Below are 25,478 nucleotides of genomic sequence, written 5' to 3'. Positions count from 1 at the left end.
GCTGTGCGCATGGCATTCGCCACCGGCGGGAACTTTCCGCCGGCACGCGACGACCCGGGAACGGTGATGATGAACGCCGATCGCTACACCCTCGTCAACGGAGCGCTGCGCGCCGTCCTCACGAATCTCGGTGCCCGCCTGCTCGAGCTGCACGTGCCGGACCGGGACGGCGCCCTCGCCGACATCGTGCTGGGACGGCCGGATCTGGAGACGTCGGCGAGCGACGAGACGTACATGGGCTCGACCGCCGGCCGCTACGCCAACCGCATCCGCGGCGGGCGGCTGAGCGTCGACGGCCGCGACTACGCCCTGACGCTCAACGAGGGCGAGAACCACCTGCACGGCGGCGTGCACGGCTTCGACAAGCGGCTGTGGCGCGCCGAACACGTCGACGAGCACACCGTGCGCTTCCACCTCGAGTCGCCGGACGGCGACCAGGGCTACCCGGGCGCGCTCGCCGCGTCGGTCACGTACGCGCTCGGCCCCGACGCGCTGAGCATCGACTTCGCGGCCACCACCGACGCCCCCACGGTCGTGAACCTCGTGCACCACTCGTACTTCAACCTCGGCGGCCACGACAGCGGCACCGTTCTCGACCACGTGCTGCGCATCGACGCGAGCGCCTACCTGCCGGTCGACGACGACCTGCTGCCCACCGGCGAGGTGCGGCCGGTCGACGCGACGCCGTTCGACTTCCGCACGCCGAAGCCGATCGGCCGCGACCTCGGGCAGGTGCGTCAGGCCGGCGCCGGCCGGACCACCGCCGACCGCGGGAACTACGACCACAACTGGGTGCTCGACGGCACCGGCACGCGGGAGGTGGTGGTGCTGACCGACCCGGCGTCGGGGCGGCGGCTCACCCTTTCGTCGGACCAGCCGGGGGTGCAGGTCTACAGCGGCGGATACCTCGCGGGCGTCACCGGCAAGGCGCCGGTCGAGCGGTATCCGGCCTACGCCGGGGTGACGCTGGAGACGCAGCTGTTCCCGGACTCGCCACACCACCCGCACTTCCCGTCGGCAGAAGTGCGTCCCGGTGACCGGTACACGCACCACATGCGCCTGGCTTTCGACACCGTCGGCCGGTAAGCGCGTTCCCCGACGTCACCGCCGTGGCGCGGGAAACACTCCGGAAATCCGCCGTTGACATCGATGCTCATTGATGGTCACCTATGTTCCCCATCGGTGACCTTGAGGAGCCCGCATGCGCATCCGGCGGTTGACGCTCTCCCTCGCACTCGCACTCTCCGTCGGCGCCGTCGTCCCGGTGGTGCAGGTCGCCGCCGAGGCCCCGGCCGCCGCGATCGACAACGGGCTGGCCCGCACGCCGCCGATGGGCTTCAACAACTGGAACTCCACGCACTGCCGGGCCGAGTTCAACGAGGCGATGGTCAAGGGCATCGCGGACATCTTCGTCGAACGCGGGCTCAAGGCGGCCGGCTACGAGTACGTCAACCTGGACGACTGCTGGGCCCTGCCGCAGCGCAACGCCCAGGGCGACCTGGTGCCGGACCCGGCCCGGTTCCCGTCCGGCATCAAGGCCGTCGCCGACTACGTGCACGGCAAAGGGCTGAAGTTCGGCATCTACACCAGCGCCGGCACGAAGACGTGCAACCCCCTCGGCTTCCCCGGCGGGCTCGACCACGAGGACCAGGACGCCCGCCTGTTCGCCTCGTGGGGCGTGGACTACCTCAAGTACGACAACTGCAACAACCAGGGCCGCCCGGCGATCGAACGCTACACGCGGATGCGCGACGCGATCGCCCGCACCGGCCGACCGATGATCCTGGCGATCTGCGAGTGGGGCGAGAGCGAGCCGTGGCGGTGGGCCCCGGCCGTCGGCAACCTGTGGCGCAGCACCGGCGACATCGAGGACAACTGGGGTTCGGTGCTGAACATCATCCGCCGCAACAGCGCGCTCGCGGCGTACGCGCGGCCCGGCGCGTGGAACGACCCCGACATGCTGGAGGTCGGCAACGGCGGCATGACGGACACCGAGTACCGCACGCACTTCGCGCTCTGGGCGATGATGGCGGCCCCGCTGCTCATCGGGACCGACCTGCGCCGCGCCTCGCAGGCGACGTTCGACATCCTCACCAACCGCGACCTGATCGCCGTCGACCAGGACCCCGCCGGGCGGCAGGCCTACGTCGTCGCCAACGGTGGCGGCGCGTGGGTCTTCAGCCGGATCCTGTCGAACGGCGACCGCGCCGTCGCCCTGTTCAACGAGAACGACACCGCGCAGACCATCGCCACCACGGCCGCCCGCGTCGGCATGAACGCCGCCGCCTCCTACACCGTCAAGGACCTGTGGACCGGCACCAGCACCACGACCACCGGCGCGCTGTCGGCGACCGTTCCCGCGCACGGCACCGCCGTCTTCCGGATCAGCGGCGGCGCCGCCTACGCCGGGCACACCCTCGTCAGCCAGGCGACCGGCCAGTGCCTCGACATCCACGACAACATCGTGGCCAACGGGACCGCCGTGGAGATCTTCACCTGCAACGGCGGCGCCAACCAGCGGTTCAACCTCACGCCCTCGGGCGAACTGCGCGCGTACGACGGGACCCGCTGCGTCGACGTCGACCACGGCGGCACCACGGGCGGCACGAAGGTGCTCCTGTGGGACTGCCACGGCGGGGCCAATCAGCAGTTCCGCCTGAACGCCGACGGCACGGTCACGGCCGTGCAGTCGGGCCTGTGCCTCGACGTCGACGGCGCGAAGACGGCCCCCGGCACCGGCATCATCATCTGGGACTGCCACGGCCAGCCCAACCAGCGCTGGACCCGCGGCTGACGGGGCTCTGCGCCGGCGTTGAACGCCCGGCCGGGACGGGTGCGGGGCGGCGGTGCCGGCGGTCTTCTGGAAGAGTTCTCCCGTGCGGGATCTCCAGGAGTGGGCGGCGCGGCTGCGGGCCGAGGTCGACCGGGCGCTGCGCGACGTCGTGTCGACGTATCCGTTCGAGGCGGGCGCGCACGAGATCGGGCCGCCGGAGCCGGACGCGCCGGTGCCGCTGCCGGCCGATCTGGCGGCGCTGTTGCGCACCGTCGGCCCGGTGTCGCTGCCGGACATCGGCAACGGGTACTTCCTGCAGGCCCCGTACACGGTCGACCGGATCGCCGAGGGCGAGGTGGTGGTCTTCGGCAGCGACGGCGGCGGCACGCTCTACGCCCTCGGCGACGCCGTGTACCGGATCCGGGATGCGTCCTATGTGGACGGTTTCTACGACGGGCCGGTCACGGTGATCGCCCCGGATCTCGATTCTTTCCTGGAACGTCTGCTCGGGGCCGTGTCGGCGTTCGCGGACGACGGAAGCATCACCGATCTGTGAACGGGTGGCGGGTGTGCCCCTGCGCCCACCGCCACGCGTCGCGGAACCCGACCCACGAGTCGCCCCAGAAGTAGCCCCACGAGGGCGCGTCGGTGTAGTAGGGCAGCATCTCGTCGAAGACGGCCTTCGCCTCGGCCCGCCGGTCGCCGAGGGTGTACGCGACGGCGATCCAGTTCAGGCAGGTGAGGGAGCGCAGTCGGGTGTGCGGCCCACCGGCGCGGAAGCGGGCCACGCACGCGTCGACCTCGTGGCGCACGTCGGGCCGCTGGAAGTACCGCCGGCACGCGGCGAACGACTGCGGTGTCCGTTCGCGGAACGAGTACTCGGTCAGGGCGTACTCGATGTGCCCGAAGACCGGCAGGATGTGCAGGTCCGACCCGGGCGGTGCGCTCGCCGCCGGCGTGCGGGCCGCCGCGAACATCCGTTCGTGCGACCCGAACCACTTCTGGCACAGGAACGACACCCCCGCGATGTGCACCCGGATGTAGGTCGGGTCGCGGCGCAGGGCCTCCCGCACGGCCTCGTCGAAGGCGTTCCGGTCGCCGGTGGCGAACTGCGAGTAGATGATCTCGATCCACGGCTGCGGGTCGTCCGGGGCGAGCGCGACGGCGCGGCGGCTCGCCTCGTGCGCGGCCCGGGAGAGTTCCCCGAAGGCGGCGAACTGCTCTCGTGTGGTGTGCGCGGCGGAGGCGGAGCCGCGCGCGTCGCCGGCGCGGTCGTTCAGCAGCGCGGCGAAGATGATCGCGGCGTCCGGGGACGACGGCTCGGCCGTCAGCCAGGCCATCAGCCAGCCGTCGCTCTCCTTGGCGGCGGTGGTGAGCACGCCGATGCGGCGGCCGCGCAGCTCCCGGTCGGTGCCGGCCGCCCGGACGATGTCCCGCGCCGCGTGCCAGTCACCGGCCCGCACGAGGTCGCGGGCGGTCCGCAGCGGCCGGTCGTCGACGGCGGGATCATCGTCGACGAACGGCTCGGCGGTGCCGTTCCCGCGGCCGAACAGGCGTCCCCACATGAGCGAGATCGTAGGCACCGGTCCCACGCCGGTGGCGGCGGCCCCACGCATCGCTCCCCGAACCGGCCGATCAGCCGCCCAGCGCGGCCGCCACGACGGCGTGGTGCAGGTTGCGCATCGCCAGGATCGACGAGCGCACCTCCTGGAGGAGTTCGGTGGTGCTGAGCGGGCGGTACCACTCGCGCCGCGCCTCGGCGTCGAAGCCGACCGTCTCGATCCCGCAGCCGAAGCGCATCCCGAGCAGGCGCACGGCGTCGCACTGCTGGTAGCGCACGTAGGGATCGTTGGTGATGAGCAGAACGCGTTCGCCCGGGCCGGGCGTGTGCACGTGGTGCGCCCAGCCGATCAGGGTGTCGGCGGTGTTGGCGCGCAGCGGCGGGCGGGTCGACGCGGCGGCGAGCACGTGCACCGTGGGCGTGCCGGCCCACACGCGGTGCCACCAGCCGTCGCCGTCGGTGTGCGTGGTGGGCTCGGGCAGTTCCATGAAATGCCGTAGACCCACCGACATCATGTCGGCCTCGGTCTCGACCGGGGGCAACCCGAGACGGAGGCCCTCCCGGTGCTCACGGTCGTCGCGGTAGCGCAGGCTGCCCAGGCCGGCGACGGTGCGGGTGCGCAGGCCGCCGGCCACCAGCCGCGCCGCGTACCCGGAACGCCCCATCGAGATGCGGATCCCGCCGCCGAGCACGATGACGTGGTCGTACTCGTCGTGGGCCGGCGGGTGGCCGCCGAGGTTGAGGGTGCGGATGTGCCCGCGCAGCATCTCGTCGACGGCCGGCAGGTAGTTGATCCGGTCGGTGTCGAAGCGTTCCCGGACGCCGCCGCGGAAGTCCCACACCCGGGAGAACTCGGCCACCCGGTCCAGCACGGTGTCCAGCGGCCCGTCCGGGACGGCCCCGCCGAAGTGCTCCACCAGGGCGGCCAGGGCCGGCGAGGTGAACCACGCGCGCACGGATTCGATCAGGGCCGCCGCGTCGGGTCCGTCGGGTCCGCAGGGCGGCAGTGCAAGATCCGTCACGCCCGGGAGGATACCCGCACCGCCTCCGCACGACGCGATCCTGGCGTGCCGGGGCTGGGCGGTAGGGTCTGTCGGCGTGGGGATCGGGTGGCGGGAGGCACCGGGCTGATGTTCGCTCCGGAGGAACGCGACCTGGTGCGGGAGCGGCTGTTCGGGCTCGCCGCGGAGGATCCGGCCGTCGTCGGGGTGGCCGTCGTCGGCTCCTCCGCCACGGGTGACGAGGACCGCTGGTCGGACCTCGATCTGGTGTTCGCCGTCGAGGGTTCGCTCGACACCGCCCGCGAGCGGTGGACCCGCCGGCTCTACGACGAGTTCGGCGCGCTGCACCACTGGGACCTGCCGGCCGGCGCCACGACGTATCGGGTGTTCCTGCTGGCCGGCGGGCTGGAGGTGGATCTGGCGTTCGGGCCGCCGGAGGAGTTCGCGGCGCACTCACCGCGCTGGCGCACCGTGTTCGGCCAGGCGCGGGAGCCGCGGCCGGCGACCCCGCCGCGCGCCGCCGACCTCATCGGGCACGCGTGGCACCACGCCCTGCACGCCCGGTCTGCCATCGCGCGCGGCCGGCGCTGGCAGGCCGAACACTGGATCGGCGCGCTGCGCACCCAGACCCTGGCGCTGGCCTGCCTGCGGCTGGGGCTGCCGAGCGCCTACGCCAAGGGCGCGCACCTGCTGCCCGCCGAGGTGACGGACGCCCTCGGGCCGACGCTGGTGCGTTCGCTGGACGACGACGAGTTGCGCCGCGCGCTGCGGGCCGCGGCGCAGGTGCTGCTCGACGAGATCGCGCGGACGGACGCGCCGCTGGCGCAGCGGCTGCGCCCGGTCCTCACCGAGCCGTAGGACCGCTGTCGGCCGGCGGCCCGGCCGCGCCTCCGGGCGCCGGGGAAGGCGGGCCCGCCGAGGCGGCCACCACGCACAGCACCGCGAGCCGCTGCGGCCGGCGCGCGTCAGGTGGTTTTCACGATCGGGGGTGTGCGGTGCCGACACGGGGGCGGCGGGTGGCCGGGGCGGTGCTCGGTTCGGCCGTGGGGGACGCGCTCGGTGCGCCGTTCGAGTTCGGGGCGCCGCGGGCGTTCTCCGAGCGGTTTCCCGCCGACGCGACGATGTGCGGGGGAGGCGGTTGGGAGCCGGGCGAGGCGACCGACGACACGCAGCTGGCCGTTCTCGTGGGACTGTCCCTTGTGGAGTGTGGCGGGCTGGACCCGGCCGACATGTTCGCGCGGTTCCGGGCGTGGGCGCGGTCGGAGCCGAAGGACATCGGGTTGCAGACGGAGCAGGTGCTCACGAACGGGCTGCCGTGGGACCGGGCCGCCGCCGCGCACGCGGCCACGCATCGCCGGGCGGCCGGCAACGGTTCGCTGATGCGGGCCACCACGTCGGCGGTGTACTTCGCCCGGGCCGGCCGACAGTCCACAATGGACGCCGCACGGGTGATCTCCGGGCTCACCCACGGGGACCCGTCCGCCGGCGAGGGGTGTGCCGTCTACCACGAACTGATCCGGGTCGGGCTGGCCGGAGGCGACCTGCTGGACGCCGTTCCCGGGACGCTGTCCTTGATCAAGAAGGAGCATCGCGGGCGGTGGGCGGCGGTCCTCGACCGGGACTGGCATCCGGACCTCGCCACCGAGTCCGACGGCGCGGTGTGGCCGACGCTCGGCTCGGCGCTCTGGGCGCTGCGCACGACGGGCGACTTCGCGGACGCGCTGCGGGCGGCGATCGACCTCGGCGGGGACACCGACACCGTCGCGGCCGTCACCGGCGGTCTGGCCGGTGTCGCGTACGGCCTCGACGCGATCCCCGAACGCTGGCTCGCGCCGCTGCACGTGGAGATCCCGGGCCGCGTGCTGCGCGCCGGCGACCTGCGCCGGCTCGCGGAGCGGCTCGACACCCCGGCGAACGAAGTACCGGGGACTTACACAGGTCACGCGTAGCTGCGCCGGCACCGGGCAGGATGGGTCCGTGCCCTCCCTCACTGACCGACTGTCCGCGATCGTCGCGACCCACCCGCTCGGCGCGCGGGTACCGGCGGTTTCCGTCGCCGTTCTCGCGGACGGCACGCTGACGAACGCGGCCTGGGGCGCGCCGCCCGACACGAGGTTTCAGGCGGCGTCGATCAGCAAGCCGGTGGCGGCCATGGCGGCACTGCGGCTGGTCGCCCGCGGCGAACTGGATCTCGACGCCGACGTCAACGACGTCCTGCGCTCCTGGCGGCTGCCTCCCCGGCCCGGTTGGGCGGCCCGGGTCAGCGTCCGGCACCTGCTGTGTCACGGCGGCGCGCTCACCATGAGCGGCTATCCCGGCTATCCCGTCGGGGCGCCGCTGCCCGGCCTGGTGGAGATCCTGGACGGCCGGCCGCCGGCCGACACCGCACCGGTGCGCGTCGACGGGATCCCCGGCCTCACGTTCCGGTACTCCGGCGGCGGCTACGTGCTGTTGCAGCTGTTGTTGGAGGAGCTCACCGGTGCGCCGTTCGCGGACCTGGCCGCCGAACTGGTACTCGCGCCGGCCGGCATGACCGGCGCCGGATTCCGCGCACCGGACCCGACGCGGGTCGCCGTCGGGCACGTGGACGGCGTGCCGGTGCCGGGCGGCTGGCACGTGTACCCGGAACAGGCCGCCGCGGGGCTGTGGTGCACGCCGACGGATCTGGTCCGCTTCGCCGCCGCCGTTCAGGCCGCCGCGGCCGGGCGACCCGGCGCGCTGCTGCCACCCGCACTCGGTGCCGAGCTGCTGACCGAACAGCTGCCGGGCTGGGGCCTCGGTCTCCAGCTCGAGCACACCGGCCCGAACAGGCGCTTCCTGCACGGCGGCAGCAACCGCGGCTACCGGTGCGGCCTGCTCGCCACCGTTCGCGAGGGGCACGCCGTCGCCGTCATGACCAACAGCGAGGACGGCAGTTCGGTCGCCCACGCGCTGGCCGAGGCGGCGGCGGCCGCGACCGGCTGGCCCGATCCGCCCGTCTATCCGCCCGAGCAGACCGCCTCGGCCGTGGTCGCCGCGTCGGCGGAGGCGCGCTACGTCGGCCGCTACGACACCGACAGCGGCGTCCCGATCGCGATCAGCGCCGAGGGCGGCGAGCTGCTGCTGCGCGTGCCGGGGCAGCCGCCGCTGGTCGTGGATCCCCGGTCGGACACGCTGGCGCACCTTCCGGCCGCCGGCGCCTCGCTCACCTTCGCCCTCGATCCGGCGGGCCGGCCCACGTCGTTGACGCTGCACCAGTTCGGGACCGGGACGACGGCACATCGCCGATAGGGGCCTCAGGGGCGGGCCGGCACACCGTGGGCGAAGACGAAGACCGTGCCGCGCTCCCCCTCCTCCGGCGCCGGGCGTCGGCTCCACCGCTCCAGCAACGCCTCGATCTCGGTGCCGAGCCGGGCCAGTTCGGCCGGGGTGAGGTGCAGCCAGCGGTCGGTGCGAAACGGCGCGTCGCCCCACGCCGCGAGCTCCGCCGAGGGCGCCGAGTCCCACTCGCGCACCCGGCGGCCGTGTGCGTCCAACCCCGCCGGCACCGGGCGGCGGGGTACCGGGCGCCACCAGCGTTCGCGGCGGTCGCGGGCCAGTTCCGGGGCCTCCTCGACCAGTCCGGCGGCGGCGAGCACGCGGATGTGGTGGCTGACGTTGCCGACCGCCTGGGCGGTGTGCGCGGCGAGCGCGCCGACCGTCGAGGGGCCACCGGCCCGCAGCACCTCGACGAGGCGGCGGCGCAAGGGGTGGGCGAGCGCGGCGAGGACCTGGGACTCCGACACCCATCGAACGTTCCATATACAAGACGCCTTGTGCAATGGCCGGCGGGCAGGCTTCCCGGGTACGTCGATCGACCGATGTCTGCGCGAACCGGCCGGGAGATCGTCGTTCGCATGACAGTCACCGCCGCGCGGGCACCCGCCGGGCCGGATCCGCTGGGCCTCGCCGCGCTGGACCTGGCGACGCCGTTCCTCGCCTGCGACCTCGGCACCGTCGCCGGGCGGTACGCGGCGTTCAGGTCCGCCCTGCCGGGCGTCGCGTGCTTCTACGCGATGAAGTGCAACGGCTCCCCCGAGATCCTGCGTTCCCTCGCCGCGCTGGGCTGCGGGTTCGAGATCGCTTCCATCGGGGAACTGCGTGCGCTGCGCGCCGTCGACGTCGACCCCGCCACGGTGCTGTTCAGCAACCCGGTGAAGGTGCCCGCGCACGTGGAGGAGGCCTACGCGGCCGGGCTGTGGCGGTTCAGTTTCGACAGCGCCGGCGAACTGCGCAAGCTCGCGCGGCACGCCCCCGGCAGCGCGGTGTATCTGCGCATCGTGGTCGACGACAGCAGCAGCATGTTCCCGCTGTCGGCGAAGCTCGGCGCACAGCCGGCCCGTGCCCGGGAACTCTTCCGCACCGCGGCCGCACTCGGGCTGCGGCCGTACGGTTTGACGTTCCACGTGGGAAGTCAATGCGCGGATCCGCAGGCCTGGGTGGCGGCACTGCGCACGACGGGCGACATCATGGCGCAGCTGCGGCGCGACGGCATCCGGCTCGACATGCTCGACCTCGGCGGCGGTTTCCCGGTCCCCTACGTCGAGCCGGCACCGTCCATCGTGGACATCGCCCGTGCCGTCAGGCCCGCGTTGGAACGTCTCCCGTACCGGCCCGCCCTCATCGCCGCGGAGCCCGGGCGCTACCTGGTCGCCGAGGCCGGCGTGCTCGTGGCGGGCGTCATCGGCCGCAGCGTGCGGGGCGGCACCCGCTGGCTGCACCTCGACGCCGGCGCCTACAACGGCCTGCTCGACGCCCAACAGATGAACGGCCGCTGGCACCTGCCGGTGTGGACCTCGCGACCGGACGGCGCCCTGGCCCCGTTCACGCTGACCGGCCCGACCTGCGACAGCACCGACACCGTCTACGAGAACGTCCTCCTGCCCACCACCGTCGACGTCGGCGACCGGGTGTACCTGGGCCACGCCGGCGCCTACACGCTGAGCTTCGCCTCGCACTTCAACGGCTTCGCCCCACCCGCGACGACGTTCCTGTCATGACCACCGACCGGCTACGCGAACTGCGCTTCTGCGGGCTGGTCGACTCCTTCGGGCTGTCCCTCGGGTGGACGGTGTTCGTGCTGCTGGCCGTCCGGCGCGGCGGCCTGCCCGAAGCCGCCGCCTACAACGCCGCGATGCTGGTCGGAGTCGTCCTCTCGGCACCCGTCACGGGTTGGCTCACCCGCCGCATGAACGGCGGCCCGCTGCTGCGCCTCGTCTCGCTCACCGAGGCGGCGCTGCGCCTGGCCACCATCGCCGGCCTGCTCGCCGGCGCGCCGACACCGCTGATCGCGGCCGGGGTGGCCGTCATGTACCTCGCCGGGTACTCGGGCTACGCCGTCATGCGGGCCGAGGTCGCCGCCGTGGAGGCGACCGCCCGCGCGATGACCGGCTACGTGATGACCATCGCGGCGATCGAGGCCGCCGGTGCCGGGGCGGCGGCGCTCCTGCCCGGGGAGACGGTGCCGCTGTGGGTCGTCGCCGTCTACGTGCTCAGCCTGCTGCCCGCGTACCTGAGCGCCCGGCGCGCACGGGTCGTCGCCACGCCCACGCCGGGCGGGACCGCACGGGTGCGCCTGCCCGTCTGGGCGCTCTGCGGCGGGGCCGGGATCGCCCTGCTCGCCACCGGGCCGACGCTGCTGGCCGTGGCCCTCGCCGCCGAACTGCACGGGCAGGTGTGGGTCGCGGGCGCGGCCGCGGCGTTCAGCGTCGGATGCCTCTGCTCGTCCTGGGCGGTCGAGGCGGTCGGGCGGCTGCGGCTGCCGCAGACCGTCGGCTGGCCGCTGTGGGGCGTCGGCATGCTCGCCGGGTGGACCGTGGCGGCGTGGCATCCCGTGGCGCTGCTGGTGGCGCAGTTCATGGCGGGGCTGTGCATGACGGCGTTCGAGGGTGAGATGGACTCCCGGGTCGCCGAACGCACCCGCGGCGGGGCCGTCACCCGGGTGCTCGCGTGGGCCGCCTCGACCCGGGCGCTGGGCAGTGCGTTGGCCGTTCGGCTGCTGCCGGTCGTGGTGACCGCGCAGACCGTCGGGTACGTCGCCGGGGCCGGGACCTCCGCGCTGCTGGTGTGCGGGGCGTTGGTGGCGGCCGGGTTCCACGCCGGGGTGCACTCGGCCCGGGCGCACGTCCCGGCGCCCGGCGGCGCGCCGACCCGTCCCCCGCTCACCTGGCCGGAACCGGCCCGCGCGGAATCGGCCCGGCGCCACATCGTCCGGCCGCAACCGGCTCGGCCCAAGCCGGTGCGGCCGGGCTCGGCCCAGCCCGGGCTGACCTGGAAGGAACTCGCCGCCGACGACGCGGCCGAGGCGACGGCGTGGGCCGGGTCGGGCCGGATCGGGTCGGCGTGGCAGGAGCCGAGCCCGCCGGAGCCGGTGCGGCCGATCGCGGCGTGGGCCACACCGGCGTGGACGCCGCGCCCCGCCGCCGCACCCGGCGCGGCATTGCGTGGGCCCGTGGACCCGACGGTGACCCGGCCCGTGCCGGCGCAGGCGGGTCCGGACCCCGCCCGGTCGGGGCCGCGGGGATTCCCGGACACCGCCGTGACCAGGTCCGTGCCGGTGCGCGCCGCGCCGCACCCGGCCGGGTCGCCGTGGCGTGAGCCGGCCGGTGCCCCGGCTGCCCGGCACGGCGCGGGACGGCCCCCGTCGTACCCCGCCGCGCCGGCTGAGCCCGTCCCCGCACCGCCCGCGTCGGTCCGGCCCGGATCGGCCCAGCCCGGCCTGGCGTGGCGCGAGTCGGCCCCACCCGGGCCCGGCCCGCGCGCCTGACCCGGGCCGCACACCCGGAATCACCGCTTGGCCGCACACGCGGCACGCGAATCGCCGCCGGTTCACCCGGTGGACGGGCCCTACCCGCGCTCACGCCCGGCGTCGCCCGGGACCGCGCCGCACGGCGGCCGTCCACGGGGATCAGCCGCGGCGTGCCGCTTCGCGCACCAGGTCCGTCCGCGACGACAGGTCGAGCTTCGCCAGGATGCGCGACACGTGCGTGCCCACCGTTCGCGGCGACACGTACAACTCCTCCGCGATCTGCGGGTTGGACAGCCCCCGCAGCACCAGCGCGACGACCTGCTGCTCCGACGGCGTGAGGCTGTCCCACCCGTGCCGCGCGGTGCGGTGCTTCACCCGCGGCGCCCGCCGGATCCCGAACGCCCACATCCGCGCCTGCAACCGCGCGACGTCCCAGGCGGCGCCGAGGCGTTCGTAGCCGTCGACCGCGTCGCTGAACGCCGCGCGCGCACCCGCGCGGTCCCCCGCCTCGGCCGCGGCGACAGCGGCCGCGCCCAGCGCCGTGGCTGTCCACAGTGGACGTTCGGCGGTCCGGAAGCACGCGGCGGCCCGACGCAGCACGGCGGGGTCGCCGCTGTGCAGGCCCCTGCCGTAGTGCACCAGGCCGGCGCGGTGCGGCACGTCGGCCTTCGCCCACAGGCTGTCGGCGAGCGCGAGCATCGCCGCCCGGGTGGCCGGATCGCCGTGTTCGCGCGCCAGGCGCAGCCCGTCGGGGAGCAGGTCGATCACCTCGGTGAGTTCCTGGTCGCCGGAGATCCACGCGGTGAGCGTCGCCAGCGCGTCCGCCGGCCGCCCCTCGTGCTCGGCCAGCAGCGCGCGGGCGGCGACGAGCGAGCCGACGAGCCGGTTGGGGATGGTGGCCGCCGCCGGGATGCCGCGCTCCAGGTGCCGTCTCGCCTCGGCGATCCCGCCTCGGTGCAGCAGGACCAGCGCGGCGATCCCGTGGGCGTTGCAGACCATCGACACGTCCTTCACCTCATCGGGGAACGCCGTCACGTCCGCGAGCGCCTCGTCCCACCGCCCCGCGTCGTAGAGCAGTTCGCCGCGGGTGCCATGGGCGCCGGCCAGCCTCAGCACGCTGCCGGTGCGAGCCGCCGCCGCGCACACCGCCGTCGCCTGCGCGATCGCCTCCCCCATCCGGTCGACGGCGCCGAGCACCACCGCCCGGTTGTTCTCCAGCAGCAGTCGCAGGTCCGCCAGGCGCGGCTCGTCCGCGACAGCCGCCAGCGCCCGGTCGAACAGCGGCGGCAGCGCGAGCTGTTCGCCCCGCAACGCCAGCACCACGATCCTGGTGTGCAACGCCCACGCCACCGTCGCGGTGTCCCCGGTGGCCGTGGCGCCGTCGAGCGCCTCGTCGGCGAGTGCGCCGGCCAGGTCGATGTCGCCCATCCAGCGCACGATGCGGGCCTTCATGGTGAGCAGCCGGGCGCGGTGACGTTCGGCGAGATGCGGGGCGGCCAGCGCGCGGTCGAGGTCGTCGAGCGCGTCCGTGACCCGGCCGGCGTTCAGCCGGACCTGGGCCAGCGACCAGTGCAGCTCGGTGACGACCTCGGCATCGGTGACCCGCCCCAACGCGGTGAACGCCACCCGCTCCGCCTCGGCCTGTTCGCCGGCGCGGGAGAGGGCGTCGGCGAGATGCCGGGCGAGCATGCCGTAGGTGCGTTCACCCGGCCGCCCCGGACCGGCGACGGCCCGTCGCAGCAGGTCGATCGCGACGGTGGGTGCCTGTGCGGTCAGCGGCGGCCCCGCCTCGACGAGCCAGTCGAGCATCCAGCCGGTGAGCGGAACGCCGGGTTCGGCCGCCGGCAGCAACTGGCGGGCCACCCGGTCGACCGGCGCTGCGGCGGCCGCCAGCGCGCGGGCGGCGTCGCGGTGCCAGGCGCGCCGCACGGACGGTGCCAGTTCCTCATAAAGGGCCGCCCGGATCAACGGGTGACGGAACCCGAGCCCGTGCGCGGAGTCGGCCAGCACACCGGCGGAGATCGCCACGTCGAGCACCGGAACCAGCTCGGCGACGCCGCACCGCTGGACGGCGGCCAGGTCCTCGACGTCGAAGTGGACGCCGAGCAGCGCGGCGGCCCGCAGCGTCGGGCGCACCTCGTCGGAGAGGAAATCGAGCCGGTCGGCGATGGCGGCGGCGAGCGACGGCGGGACCGCGTCGTCGGCCGCCGACACGCCTCCGGCGAGCGGTTCGTCCGCGCCGGCGGTCCGACCGGCCGGGTCGGGTGCTCCGTCGGCCGGACGGGCGCCGGTGAAGTCGACGACGCCCGCCGGCCCCTCGGCCAGCCGTCCGGCGCGGGCGAGCGCACCCACCAGTTCCGTGATGTAGAGCGGGTTGCCGGCGGCGCCGGCGGCGAGCCGGGTCAACCGCGGCCCGGGCCGCGCCCCGACCGACGCGGTCAGCAGCGCGTCGACCGCCGGGGCGGCGAGCGGCCCGGGACGCAGGAGATCGGCCGGCTCGACCACCCGGCGCAACGCCCGCAGCACGTCGCCGGGCGCCGTCCGGACGGCCCCGACGAGAAGGAGCCGGTGCCGTCCGGCGGCACGCGCGAGGCGTGCCCACAGCGCGACCGACGCCTGGTCGGCCCACTGCAGGTCGTCGATCGCCAGCAGGGTCGGGCGGCGCGCGGCGCTCTCCTCGACGAGCGCGAACAGCTGCTCGGCCGCGGCCGACACGGCGTCGACGGCCCGGAACTCCTGCTCGCCCCGCAGCAGCCGCAGCACGGCGGCGCGCCGGCCGCCGGGTTCCTCGGCCGCGGCACCGCCGCTCACCTCGAGCGCCGCCAGGAACGGCAGCAGCGGCAGCACCTGGCCCAGTTCGTCGCCGGCGCCCCGCAGGACCGTGAGGCCGGCCGCGGCGGCGGCGTCGCACACGTCCCGGACCAGAGCGGACTTTCCGATGCCCGGCTCTCCCCCGATCAGCGTGGCCCGGCCGTGTCCGGCGGCGCACGCCGCGACCCGGGCGCGCAGCGTCGCGGTCTCGATGTCGCGGCCGACAAGGAGAGCGGGAACCACGTGCGCATCGTAGTCACCACGGACTTACCGCCCGTTCACCGCACGGAGCGTGATGCCTCCTCGACCGCCTCCAGGTGGGCGGAGACGACCGGCTCGGCCTGCTCCGCGGCGGCGTGCACGTCCGGGGCACAGCCGCCCTCGCGCACCCGCCCGATGTGGTCGAGCGTCTGTTCGTGCGCCGCTGTCTGCAGTTCCAGCCAGCCGCGGTCGAACTGCCGCCCGCGCAGCGCCACGACGGCGGCGAGATCGTCGCGCTGCCTCTGGTTGGGCCGCGGCGGCAGCGTCACGTCGTGCGCCTCGGCGAGCGCGGTCACCTTCCGGTCGAACGCCGTGTGGTCCTCGTCGAGCATCCGCGCGATCTCGTGGATGCGTTCGTTGTCGGTGCCGGCGAACGCGGCCTCGGCGGCGGCCTGCTCCGCGAGGTTGCCCCGGTGCGCCCGGTACAGGTACTTCACGTCCTCCAGGCAGGCGGCGGCCGGCTCGTCCGGTGCCGGTTCGTCTCCCGGTGCGGCGTGCGCCGGCGTCGTGATCGCCAGTGCCAGTGCGGTCGTGACGGCGCCGACCGCGCGCGAACCGATCCTCATAGCGTTCTCCCCCGTGTGTTCCGGCGGGCGGCTCACCCGCGCCCGACATCCACTACCCGTTGCGCGTACTCCGTAACGCACAGCGCCTACTCCACCCGGGGGTGGCGCGTGGTTCATCCGGACAGCCGACGTTCATGATCGATGCCGGTGCTTTGCTGGGCGCCATGACGACGACCGCCCCCGCACCCGTCGCGCCGCCGGCCCCGGCCCCGCGGCACGACCTGCCGTTCCACCGACTCGGCCGCCTCGGACGGCACCACTGGTGGCTGCCGCCGCTCGCGACCCTCGCGGTGCTGGTGGGGATCGTGGTCGTGCAGCTCGTCCCGGCGATCGCCCCACTCGTCGCCGGCCGTCCGGACGGGCCCGACGGCTACCCGGTCTTCGGCGGCGCGACCGACACGTGGCTTCTGGTGGGGGCGTTGGGCCTGACGATCCCGGTGGTGCTGCTGGCGGCCCGCGTGCTGCAGAACCGTCCGGCGGGTTCGCTGTCGTCGGTCACCGGCCGCCTGCGCTGGCGGTGGCTCGGGATCTGCCTGCTGGTGGCGGTGCCCGTGCCGGTGCTGACGCTCGGCGGCGGCATCGCGCTGCTGGCCCTGACGGAGCCCGCGGGCGAGGCGGCGCTGACCCTCGGGGCCTGGCCGAAGGTGCTCGTCGGGCTCGCGCTCACGCTGGCGCTGGTGCCGTTCCAGGCCGCGGGCGAGGAGTACTTCTTCCGCGGCTGGCTGTTGCAGGCCGTGGGTGGTTACACCCGCTCCGCGATCCCGGCGATCGTCGTGTCGGCGCTCGCGTTCTCCCTCGCCCATGGTCTCGGCACCCGCTGGGGCTTTGTCGAACTGGTGCTCTTCGGCCTCGTCACCGGATGGCTCGCGTACCGCACCGGCGGGCTGGAGGCGGCGATCGCACTGCACGCGGTGAACAACGTCGTCGCGTTCGCCCTGGACGTCATCACCGGCGGCCCCACGAACGACCTGTCCACGGCGGCCGACATGCCGTGGCAGCTGTTCGTCATCGACGTGCCGCTGCTCGTCGCGTACGCGCTCGTCGTGCGCTGGTTGGCCGGCCGCCGCCGGTTGGCGACCACGACCGCGATCGGCGCCACGTGACCGGTGGCGCGACGCGGACGGCGCACGCCGCCGAGCGGAAACTCACGCCGGGCCCCGGCCGATCTGCGCCAGGATCGTCGGATCGGTGATCCGGTCATCCGCCGCCAGCAGGAACGCCTTCGACAGCACCACCGACAGGATCGGATCGTCGTCGAACGGCAGCTGTACCGACGTGCCCTTGCCGCGCGCCGGCACGATGCACAGGTACTCGTCGTTGGGCTCCATCAGGATGTTGCCCGAACCGATGTGGATCCGGTACGTGCGGCGCCTCCCGCGCACCCGCAGCCACCGCCCGTCCAGCGCGACGACCGCCGCCAGTTTGGTGCGCGGGAGCAGCCGCGCCAACGCTTCCGCCCGCACCTGCGCGTTGGCGCTCAGCGTCCCGAACGCCGTCGACTCCCGGTACGCCCGGAACCGCTCGTCGCCGCCGTCGACCCACGCCGGATCAGCGGCCACGGAGGTCACGCCGACGAACAGGTCCACGTCGCGCATCGCCTCGCTGAACACCTCGACGGGCACGTCCGACAGCCGCGCCTCCGCCCAGTAGGCGCCGTCCCGCCGGGCGAAGCGCACCCGGTCGGTCGTGCAGTGGCGCACCTCGTAGCGGTGCCGCTCCGGCTCGACGGCGTCGATGAAGAAGCTCGCGCGCCACGCGCCGGCGAACTCTTTCTGCGCCTCGGCGTTGTACCCGCCGTCGAACGGGCCGAGATGGTTGGCACGCCAGCCCCGGGCCCGGATCAGCGCCGCCACCTGCCCGTAGCGCAGCACGTGCGCCGCGAACCGGTTGGAGTACGTGCCGGTCTCCTCCTCGGCCGGCGTCAGCAGGTACACCTCGCGGAACACCTGCTTGAACGGCTGCGCCGGCCAGACTGCGGCGACGTGGTCCCGCCAGGCGCGCACCTCGTCCAGGTCGGCCCGGATCGGGTGCCACAGGCGCACCCGTTCGCCCGCGTGCGGGGCGCCGGCCCGGTCGACCAGCCGCCACCCGCCGTCGACGTGCACCGGCAGCCCCGCGCGCCACGGGCCGTCGCCGGTGCGCACCTCCCACACCAGGGTCCGCGCGATCGCGCCGGTGACCGGATGCGCGCAACAGCGCGACGCCCACTCCCCGAACGCCCACGTGCGCGTCGTCGACAGCAGCGACTCGACGCGGGCGCGTTCGGCGGCGAGCGTCTTGTCGACCGCGCGTGCCAGGGCCTTCAGGTCGGCGGCCTCCTCCCGGATCGGCCGCGGCGGCGTGCGCACCGGCCGGCCCGCCCGGGTGAACGTCAGCGTCGCCCGGCCCGCGCCGGGCACCAGCCGCACGGTCGCCTCGTACTCGCCGACGGCGCGCCGTATCTCGCCGGCCGGATCGAGGCCGTGATCGTCGACCGCCTGCTCCATCACCTCCGCGAGCGACCAGCCGCGCGCGGCGCCGAGCGTCTCCAGCGCGGCCACGACCCGCCCGTGCAGCGCCCTGTTGCGAACGACCGTCGACAGCCGGGCCAGCGTCCCGAGCGGCACCTGTCCCGCCCGGCCGGCCAGCACCCCCACCGCCGCGTTGCCGATGCGTGGATGGATCAGCACGCCGGAGGTCGGCGGGTAGGCCGCGCAACCCTGCACCGCCACGTCGGCCAGCAGCGGCGTCGCCCACTCGTCGTCCCGGTCGGCGAGCACCCACAGCAAACCGCGCACCAGCGACTCGGCGTCGTGGTGCAGCTGCTCGACCCGCCGCGCGTGTTCGACGAAAAGCTCCAGCAACGCACGGGCGGCCGGGACCGCTCCGGGCGCGGCGGCCAGCAACCGGGCGAACTGCGCCCGCCACGCCTTGGTCGGCACCGGCCGGTCGAGGGCGGCGCAGTGCGACAGCACCGCCGGCACGCCCGGCGCGATCAGCAGATCGCCGAGCAGCTCGCGCGCCGCCGGCCCGTACAGGTCCCCGCCGTGCAGCAGATGCGGTGGAACGACATCGGTCCGCCCCTCGCCCACCGCGTCGGCCCGCAGCGCGGTGACCTCCACCCGCAGCGACTCCGGCTGGGTACCCCGGCAGCGGCTCGACATCGCGTCGCAGAACGCCGACACCAGCGGCTCCACCCGCGCCACACCCTCGGCGTCGAGCGCGGCGACCACGGTGCGCAGCGCCCGCACGAGCGCCGTCGGCAGCTCCTCCGACGGCTCCCGCACCAGTGCCCGCCCCTCGTGCACCAGGAACGCCACGTCGTCGGCGCGCCATGGCAGGGCCGGGTCGAGCACCTGCGACACCATCGCCGGCATCCGCCGGAACAGCTCGTCGTCGTCCTCGTAGCTGCTCCGGCTCATGGCCCGCACCAGCGACAGCGCGACGTGCCGGCGCCGATCGGCGGACAGCCGCGACACGGGCAGGTGCTGCCACGCCCGGAGCCAGTCCCGCCCGGTGCCCGTCCACCACGAACGCCCGCCACCGACCTCCGCCTCGGTGGCAGCCAGCTCCGCCCCGTACGCCGCGAGCAGCTCCGGCGGCGCCTCCAACGTGCCGGCCATCAGCCACCCACCAGCGCCACCAACTTGACGAACGCCACCTCGGCCGCGCCGTCCAGATCGAGCACCTCGTCCAATTCCGCCACCTGCCGCTCGCCCACCAGCAGCACGAACCCGTTGCGCAGGAACGCCGCGCACGCCGCGTCGGCCTGCCGCTCCCAATCGAGGCGGCGCGGCTCCCGCAGCCGGTAGCCGTTGCGCACGATCTCCGCCTCCGTCGGCCGCACCAGTCCCTGGAACACCGGCGGGAGGGCGGCGTTGTGACGCGCCACCTCCTCCCGTACCCGCAGCCGGATCAGCTCGCGCGCGGTGATGCGCGTGGGAACGTCGGGCAGCACCATGCTGTCCAGCCGTTTGCCGGTGAGGGTCGCGTCGTACACCGTCAGTGCCGCCATGCCGGGCATCATGCCAGCGCCCTCTGACAAAAACCCGGGCGTAGGCTCATCGCCCATGGCCTATGTGGAGGCGTTCTCCCGCTGCCTGATCGGGCTGGTGTTCCTGCTGTCGGCGGCGAGCAAGGCACCGGTCGGGGGCGGGTTCACGCAGTTCCGCGATTCGCTGTCGGAGATGCGGCTGCTGGCGCCGCGGGCCGTGCGGCCGGTGGCGGCCCTGGTGGTGCTCGGCGAGGCGGCGGTGCCGCTGCTGCTGTCGACGCTGCCGGCGGCCGGGTTCGCGGCGGCGGCGGTGCTGCTGCTCGGGTTCACCGCCGCGATCGTGACGGTGCTGCGGCGGGGCACGCCGGCCGCGTGCCGGTGCTTCGGCGGCGGCAGGCCGGCGCGGTTCCGCCGGTACCACGTCGCGCGCAACGCCGTGCTGCTCGTCGTGAGCGGGATCGGGGCGGCGGCGGTCCGGGCCGACCCGCCGACGCGTTGGCCGGAGGCGATGGTCGCCGCGGCGGCGGGGATCGTCGTGGCGGTCCTGGTCACCCGCCTGGACGACCTCGTCGAGCTCTTCACGCCGTTGCGCGCCGACGCCTGAACCCCTACTGCCAGACGCTCGCCTCGAGGCGTCCCGTGGTGCCGAGGTCGAGCCGATGGGGCAGCTGCACCAGCTGGCGGGCGCCGCCGGCGTTCGGGGCGACGGACAGGTAATGCCCCTCCACCGTCGGGTCCGTGACGGACGTGACCGTGTTGCGCCACGCGAGCACCGACACCGCCTTCTGCCCCGGTGCGAGGGTCAGCGTGCGCGGCTCCCCCGCGTGGCGCACGCTCGGAACGATCGACGTGCCGGCCGGCCTGCGTTCCTTGTCCAGCACCACGATCTCCGGGCGGCCCTCGACCTTCACCGGCTTGTCGCCGCAGTTCGTGACGTACAGGGGCAGCTCGCGGTAGCCCATCGCGGCGTTCGCCTCGGCGGGGGCGGTGACCCGCAGTCCGCTCTCCGGGCAGCCGGTCGGCACCGGTTCGACGCTCGACGACGCCGAACCGCTCGGCGCCGACGGCGCGGCACCCGACTCGACCCCCGTGCCGGCCCGCTCCGCCACGTCGTCGACCCGCGCACCGGCACACCCACCGGTGAACCCCAGCGCGAGAACGACCACCAGCGCGACCACGCGACGACGCATCGATCCACCTCCCCGTCCCGCCGCCAGGCTACCGGCGCCGGACGCCGGAAGAAGATCGGCACGGCGGAGAGGGTGCATGATTATGCGGTCGTGTGTATATACTTTCAGCCGTGTCCAAGGTCCTCACCTCGCTCCCCGTCGGTCAGCGCGTCGGCATCGCCTTCTCCGGCGGTCTCGACACCTCGGTAGCCGTCGCCTGGATGCGCGCGAAGGGCGCCGTCCCGTGCGCCTACACCGCCGACATCGGCCAGTACGACGAGCCCGACATCGCCTCGGTGCCGCAGCGCGCCACCACCTACGGCGCCGAGATCGCCCGCCTGGTCGACGGCCGCGAGCTGCTCGTCGAGGAGGGCTTCGCGGCGCTCGCCTGCGGCGCGTTCCACATCCGCTCGGGCGGCCGGACCTACTTCAACACGACGCCGCTCGGCCGGGCCGTCGCCGGCACCCTGCTGGTGCGCGCGATGCTCGACGACGAGGTGCAGATCTGGGGCGACGGCTCCACGTTCAAGGGCAACGACATCGAGCGGTTCTACCGCTACGGCCTGCTCGCCAACCCGTCGCTGCGCATCTACAAGCCGTGGTTGGACGCGCAGTTCGTCAGCGAGCTCGGTGGGCGTCAGGAAATGTCGGAGTGGCTGCTCGAGCACGGGCTCCCCTACCGCGACAGCGCCGAGAAGGCGTACTCGACCGACGCCAACATCTGGGGCGCCACGCACGAGGCCAAGCGCCTGGAACACCTCGACACCGGCGTGGAGTTCGTCGAGCCGATCATGGGCGTGCGGTTCTGGGACCAGGACATCGCCATCGCGCCCGAGGACGTCACGATCGGGTTCGAGCGCGGGCGGCCGGTCACCGTCAACGGCAAGGAGTTCGCCTCGTCGGTCGATCTGGTCCTGGAGGCCAACGCGATCGGCGGTCGCCACGGCCTCGGCATGTCCGACCAGATCGAAAACCGGATCATCGAGGCGAAGAGCCGCGGCATCTACGAGGCCCCTGGCATGGCGCTGCTGCACATCGCCTACGAGCGGCTGGTCAACGCCATCCACAACGAGGACACCGTCGCCAGCTACCACGCCGACGGCCGCCGCCTGGGCCGCCTCCTGTACGAGGGGCGCTGGCTCGATCCGCAGGCGCTCATGATCCGCGAGTCGCTGCAACGGTGGATCGGCACCATGGTCACCGGCGAGGTCACGCTGCGGCTGCGCCGTGGCGAGGACTATTCCATTCTCGACACCTCCGGTCCGTCGTTGAGCTACCACCCCGACAAGCTCTCGATGGAACGGGTGGAGGACTCCGCGTTCGGCCCCGTCGACCGGATCGGCCAGCTGACCATGCGCAACCTCGACATCGCCGACTCCCGCGCGAAGCTCGAGCAGTACGCCGGCCTGGCCATGGTCGGCAGCCCGCACCCGATGCTCGTCGGCGCGGCGCAGGTCGCCTCGACCGGCCTCGTGGGCGACATGCCGGAGGGCGGCGCCCAGGCGATCGCCTCGCGCGGCACGGTCTCCGCGGAGGACGTGCTGCTCGACCAGGCCGCCATGGAGGCCGGCACCGACTGAGCCCCGGAGCAGTGGCGGGCGTCAATAGGATTGCGCGCATGCCGCTACCGATTCCCGCCGGCGCCGGGCGCGCATGACCGGGTACCGCCTGAGTGTCGACTTCGGCACCTCCGCCACGGTGGCGCTGATCGCCTGGGCCGACGGGCGCACCCGGCAGGTGCTCTTCGACGCCTCCCCGCTGCTGCCCTCCGGCGTGTTCCGGGGGGCGGACGGGGTCCTGTTGACGGGCACGGACGGCGCGCGGGCGGCGGTGACCGACCCGGCCGGCTACGAACCGCACCCCAAGCGGGTGATCGACGAGGGCACAGTCTGGCTGGGCGAGCACGAGGTCGCCGTCGTCGACCTGATCGCCGCCGTTCTGCGACGGGTCGCCGGCGACGTGCTCCGCATCGCCGGACAACCGCCCGACGGCGTGGTGTTGACGCATCCGGCAGCGTGGGCGGGGCCCCGGCGTGGCGTGCTGACCGAGGCGGCGGCCCGCGCCGGCCTGGGCGAGGTAGCCCTGGTGCCCGAACCGGTCGCGGCCGCCGCGTTCTACCTGACGGCGCTGGAACGCGACCTGCCCGCCGGCCGTCACCTGGTGGTGTACGACCTCGGCGCGGGAACCTGCGACGTGGCGGTCGTCAGCCGGGTCGACGGCACGATGGCGGTCGTCGCCCAGGGCGGGCTGCCGGACGTGGGCGGGCTCGACCTCGACGCGGCCGTGGTGGCACACCTGAGACCCGCGGAACCCGACTCCGCCGACGCACCTGTGTGGGCCCGGCTGGAGTGGCCCCGCACGCCGGCCGACCGCCGTGCCCGGCACGCGCTGTGGCAGAACGCCCGCGCCGCCAAGGAACAGCTGACCCGCCTCTCCGTCGCCGACCTGCATCTGCCGCTGCTGGAACGCGACGTACACCTGACGCGCACGGAGTTCGAGGCGGTGGCGCGGCCGCTGCTCGAACGCACCGTGGACGTCACCGTCGAGACGCTGCGCGGCGCCGGGGTGACCCGCACGGCGGTCGAGGGAGTGCTGCTGGTCGGCGGCGCGAGCCGGGTACCGCTGGCCGCGAGCCTGCTGCACCGCACACTTCGGGTGGCACCGGTCGTCGTCGACCAGCCGGAGCTGGTGGTGGTCGAGGGCGCCGCCCACACCCCCGCCCCGACGACCGCAGCCCCGCACACCGCCGCAAGCACGCCCGCGACCCCGCCACCGCACGACACCCCGAACGCCACCCCGGGTGCGGCCGCCACCGCGCCACGGCTCGCCGCCCCGACGATTGCCCGTCCGCGCGCCGTCAGGGGTGCAGCGGTCGCGCCGCGCACCGCCGGCCTGCGGGTGGGCCCCAGCGCCGCCGCTCGGACGGGCGCCGGCGGCGGAGGCACCGCGCTGCCGGCGGCCGGGCCGGACCCGCACACCGAGACCGCCGCCGATGCCGGGACAAGCCCGAGGGAAGGCAGGGGTGCCGCCGCGCGGATCGCGGCCGGCGGCGGCGCCGTGGCGCTCCTGGTGGCCACGGGTTTGAGCCTCGGCGGTCAGGAGCGGGTCGCGTCGTGGCTCGCGCTGGTGGCGTTGACCGCCGTCGTCGCGGGACTCGCCCGCCACTGGGCGCACGCGACGGCGGCGCGGCTGATGCTCGGTGCGCTGGTCGTCTGCTGGGTCCTGCGGCTGACCGTCCTCGCCGACGACGAAGGCGTCAATCTGATCATGGAGTTCCGGTGGACACCGGGCTATACGACCGCCACGTACGGCGGCGACATGCTGGAGACCACCCTCACGGTGCTCACCGGGATCGCCTGCGCCCTGGTCGACTGGCTGCCCGGGCGCACCCGGTGGCTGCCGGTGCTGTTCGGAGTCTGCGGCGTGGTAGTCGTCCACACGCGCCTGTTCGGCGAGAACCTGGCCTGGTCCGGTGCGGCGGCCGCGATCCCGGTGGCGTTCGGGCTGCTGTGGCCGCTGATCGGGGCGGCGCTCGGGTTGGCGGTCGCCGCTCCGCTACCGCTCGCCGGCCGGTCCCACGCGGTGGCCGCGGCGACCGCGCTGGCAGTGGCGACCTCTGCCGGTGCGGCGACGGTGGTGGCGCCGGCGTTCGACGCCCGGACCCTGATGCTGGTCGACGGCTTCGTGTCGGACCTGGCGTACTCGCCGCTCGGCGACCTCGTCGCCGTCTCGGTCCGGCCGCTCGGCCGAAACCCGTCGGTGCAACTGCGCGAACCGGGTTCCGGCAGGCTCGTCGCCGACCTCAGCCTCGGGGTGGGGCCGCTCGACGCGGCCGTCGCGTTCAGCCCCGACGGGAAGGCCGTGGCGGTGGAGGCCCCGGTCATCGGCGGACGCAGGTACTCGACCGTCGGCCGGCAGGAGGGCACGTTCGGCAGCGCCGGCTTCGGATACTCGGTGGCGTTCGACCGCAAGGGCAAGGACGTGGCCTCCGCCGGCCGGTCCGGACATGCCTACGTATGGCGGGACGGTTCGACCGGAGCCCCCTACGAGATCGATACCGAGCCGCCCGAGGACGGCGCCTACGAGAAGAGCGTCGTCGGGTACGGCCCCGACAACCTGTTGTTGATCGCCAACGGGCCGGACCACACCTACAAGCGCGTGCAGTTCTGGGACGCCGGCTACACGCCGTCGCGCCGCGTGCGTGGGTTCGCCCTCGGCATGCGGGTGCCCACGATCGCGTTCGACCCCGCACACCGGCAGCTCGCCGGGGTCGACGAACGGGGTGTGCTGCGCCTGTGGGAGCTGCCCGCCGGCCGGGTGACGAGCACGGTGCCCGAGTTCGGCCGAGTGTCGGCACTGGCGTTCAGCCCGGACGGTAAGCGGCTCGCCGTCGGGAACGCGCACGGCGGCCTGGTGCGGGACGTGGCGAGCGGGCGGACGGTGATGACGTTCGGCGGGCACGTGTCGAACGTGTCGGTGCTGCGCTTCTCGCCCGACGGGAAGACCCTGGTCGCCGCTGACCTGGCCGGCACCGTCCGGGTGTGGCCGGTCGGGTAATTCGGTTGCGGCGCTCGGATAGTCTTCTGGACATGCCATT

General features: G+C 74.4%; 20 protein-coding genes. 12 read left to right on the top strand and 8 right to left on the bottom strand.

The annotated features are described in order from the left end of the window. The first annotated feature begins 9 nt into the window (after window positions 1-9). From Val02_RS03420 to Val02_RS03410, 3 genes are all read left to right on the top strand, one after another. On the top strand, window positions 10-1,086 hold the full coding sequence (locus Val02_RS03420; protein ID WP_203897344.1) for an aldose epimerase family protein: 1,077 nt from the start codon (window positions 10-12) through the stop codon (window positions 1,084-1,086). 115 nt (window positions 1,087-1,201) lie between these two features. Next, window positions 1,202-2,794 (top strand): glycoside hydrolase family 27 protein, encoded by a 1,593-nt coding sequence (locus Val02_RS03415; protein WP_203897343.1) that lies wholly within the window; start codon window positions 1,202-1,204, stop codon window positions 2,792-2,794. Between the two features lie 82 nt (window positions 2,795-2,876). After that, window positions 2,877-3,329, top strand: a complete 453-nt coding sequence (locus Val02_RS03410; protein ID WP_203897342.1) for an SMI1/KNR4 family protein — start codon at window positions 2,877-2,879, stop codon at window positions 3,327-3,329. On the opposite strand, the gene Val02_RS03405 is transcribed toward Val02_RS03410, so the two are convergent. Together Val02_RS03405 and Val02_RS03400 are read right to left on the bottom strand one after the other, a co-directional pair. Further along, window positions 3,316-4,338 (bottom strand): tetratricopeptide repeat protein, encoded by a 1,023-nt coding sequence (locus tag Val02_RS03405; protein ID WP_203897341.1) that lies wholly within the window; start codon window positions 4,336-4,338, stop codon window positions 3,316-3,318. The genes Val02_RS03410 and Val02_RS03405 overlap by 14 nt on opposite strands. 70 nt (window positions 4,339-4,408) lie before the next feature. Next, on the bottom strand, window positions 4,409-5,356 hold the full coding sequence (locus Val02_RS03400; protein WP_203897340.1) for a hypothetical protein: 948 nt from the start codon (window positions 5,354-5,356) through the stop codon (window positions 4,409-4,411). Window positions 5,357-5,443: 87 nt separating this feature from the next. Here Val02_RS03400 and Val02_RS03395 point away from each other — a divergent pair, with 87 nt between their 5' ends. From Val02_RS03395 to Val02_RS03385, 3 genes are all read left to right on the top strand, one after another. Then, window positions 5,444-6,193: a nucleotidyltransferase domain-containing protein gene (locus Val02_RS03395; protein WP_239151918.1), complete on the top strand. Its 750-nt coding sequence runs from the start codon at window positions 5,444-5,446 to the stop codon at window positions 6,191-6,193. Window positions 6,194-6,330: 137 nt separating this feature from the next. Further along, window positions 6,331-7,284 (top strand): ADP-ribosylglycohydrolase family protein, encoded by a 954-nt coding sequence (locus Val02_RS03390; RefSeq protein ID WP_203897339.1) that lies wholly within the window; start codon window positions 6,331-6,333, stop codon window positions 7,282-7,284. A gap of 28 nt (window positions 7,285-7,312) precedes the next feature. Further along, window positions 7,313-8,605 (top strand): serine hydrolase, encoded by a 1,293-nt coding sequence (locus Val02_RS03385; protein WP_203897338.1) that lies wholly within the window; start codon window positions 7,313-7,315, stop codon window positions 8,603-8,605. A gap of 5 nt (window positions 8,606-8,610) precedes the next feature. Here Val02_RS03385 and Val02_RS03380 read toward each other — a convergent pair whose 3' ends face one another. After that, window positions 8,611-9,099: an ArsR/SmtB family transcription factor gene (locus Val02_RS03380; protein WP_239151909.1), complete on the bottom strand. Its 489-nt coding sequence runs from the start codon at window positions 9,097-9,099 to the stop codon at window positions 8,611-8,613. 111 nt (window positions 9,100-9,210) lie between these two features. Here Val02_RS03380 and Val02_RS03375 point away from each other — a divergent pair, with 111 nt between their 5' ends. Both Val02_RS03375 and Val02_RS03370 read left to right on the top strand, forming a co-directional pair. After that, window positions 9,211-10,353 (top strand): type III PLP-dependent enzyme, encoded by a 1,143-nt coding sequence (locus tag Val02_RS03375; RefSeq protein WP_203897337.1) that lies wholly within the window; start codon window positions 9,211-9,213, stop codon window positions 10,351-10,353. Then, window positions 10,350-12,119 carry a hypothetical protein gene (locus Val02_RS03370; protein WP_203897336.1) on the top strand — a complete coding sequence of 590 codons (1,770 nt, stop codon included), beginning with the start codon at window positions 10,350-10,352 and terminating at the stop codon, window positions 12,117-12,119. Before Val02_RS03375 ends, Val02_RS03370 begins: the two co-directional genes overlap by 4 nt. 141 nt (window positions 12,120-12,260) lie before the next feature. On the opposite strand, the gene Val02_RS03365 is transcribed toward Val02_RS03370, so the two are convergent. Continuing rightward, window positions 12,261-15,155: a helix-turn-helix transcriptional regulator gene (locus tag Val02_RS03365; protein ID WP_203897335.1), complete on the bottom strand. Its 2,895-nt coding sequence runs from the start codon at window positions 15,153-15,155 to the stop codon at window positions 12,261-12,263. A 35-nt stretch (window positions 15,156-15,190) separates the two neighbouring features. Continuing rightward, window positions 15,191-15,739 carry a DUF4142 domain-containing protein gene (locus tag Val02_RS03360; RefSeq protein ID WP_203897334.1) on the bottom strand — a complete coding sequence of 183 codons (549 nt, stop codon included), beginning with the start codon at window positions 15,737-15,739 and terminating at the stop codon, window positions 15,191-15,193. Between the two features lie 164 nt (window positions 15,740-15,903). Here Val02_RS03360 and Val02_RS03355 point away from each other — a divergent pair, with 164 nt between their 5' ends. Continuing rightward, a complete protein-coding gene (locus tag Val02_RS03355) occupies window positions 15,904-16,842 on the top strand; it encodes a CPBP family intramembrane glutamic endopeptidase (RefSeq protein WP_203897333.1) in 939 nt (312 codons plus the stop codon). Window positions 16,843-16,884: 42 nt separating this feature from the next. On the opposite strand, the gene Val02_RS03350 is transcribed toward Val02_RS03355, so the two are convergent. Beyond that, window positions 16,885-19,341: a DUF4132 domain-containing protein gene (locus Val02_RS03350; RefSeq protein ID WP_203897332.1), complete on the bottom strand. Its 2,457-nt coding sequence runs from the start codon at window positions 19,339-19,341 to the stop codon at window positions 16,885-16,887. Beyond that, entirely contained in the window at window positions 19,341-19,733 is a 393-nt protein-coding gene (locus tag Val02_RS03345; RefSeq protein ID WP_203897331.1) for a hypothetical protein, read from the bottom strand. Before Val02_RS03345 ends, Val02_RS03350 begins: the two co-directional genes overlap by 1 nt. Window positions 19,734-19,788: 55 nt before the next feature. Between Val02_RS03345 and Val02_RS03340 the strand changes: the two genes are divergently transcribed. After that, the gene (locus Val02_RS03340; RefSeq protein WP_203897330.1) at window positions 19,789-20,316 is read left to right on the top strand and encodes a MauE/DoxX family redox-associated membrane protein; all 528 of its coding nucleotides are present in this window, start codon (window positions 19,789-19,791) and stop codon (window positions 20,314-20,316) included. Window positions 20,317-20,320: 4 nt separating this feature from the next. Here Val02_RS03340 and Val02_RS03335 read toward each other — a convergent pair whose 3' ends face one another. After that, entirely contained in the window at window positions 20,321-20,902 is a 582-nt protein-coding gene (locus Val02_RS03335) for a DUF4232 domain-containing protein (RefSeq protein WP_203897329.1), read from the bottom strand. A 110-nt stretch (window positions 20,903-21,012) separates the two neighbouring features. On the opposite strand from Val02_RS03335, the gene argG reads away from it, so the two are divergent. Both argG and Val02_RS03325 read left to right on the top strand, forming a co-directional pair. Next, entirely contained in the window at window positions 21,013-22,461 is a 1,449-nt protein-coding gene (gene argG, locus Val02_RS03330) for an argininosuccinate synthase (protein WP_203897328.1), read from the top strand. 73 nt (window positions 22,462-22,534) lie between these two features. Further along, on the top strand, window positions 22,535-25,438 hold the full coding sequence (locus Val02_RS03325; RefSeq protein WP_203897327.1) for an Hsp70 family protein: 2,904 nt from the start codon (window positions 22,535-22,537) through the stop codon (window positions 25,436-25,438). The last annotated feature ends 40 nt before the right edge of the window (window positions 25,439-25,478 follow it).

Origin of the sequence: Virgisporangium aliadipatigenens (genome assembly GCF_016863615.1) — a bacterium.
GTDB lineage: Bacteria > Actinomycetota > Actinomycetes > Mycobacteriales > Micromonosporaceae > Virgisporangium > Virgisporangium aliadipatigenens.
The sequence above is the reverse complement of the archived record's forward strand: the minus strand, read 5'-3'. Positions and strand labels throughout refer to the sequence as shown.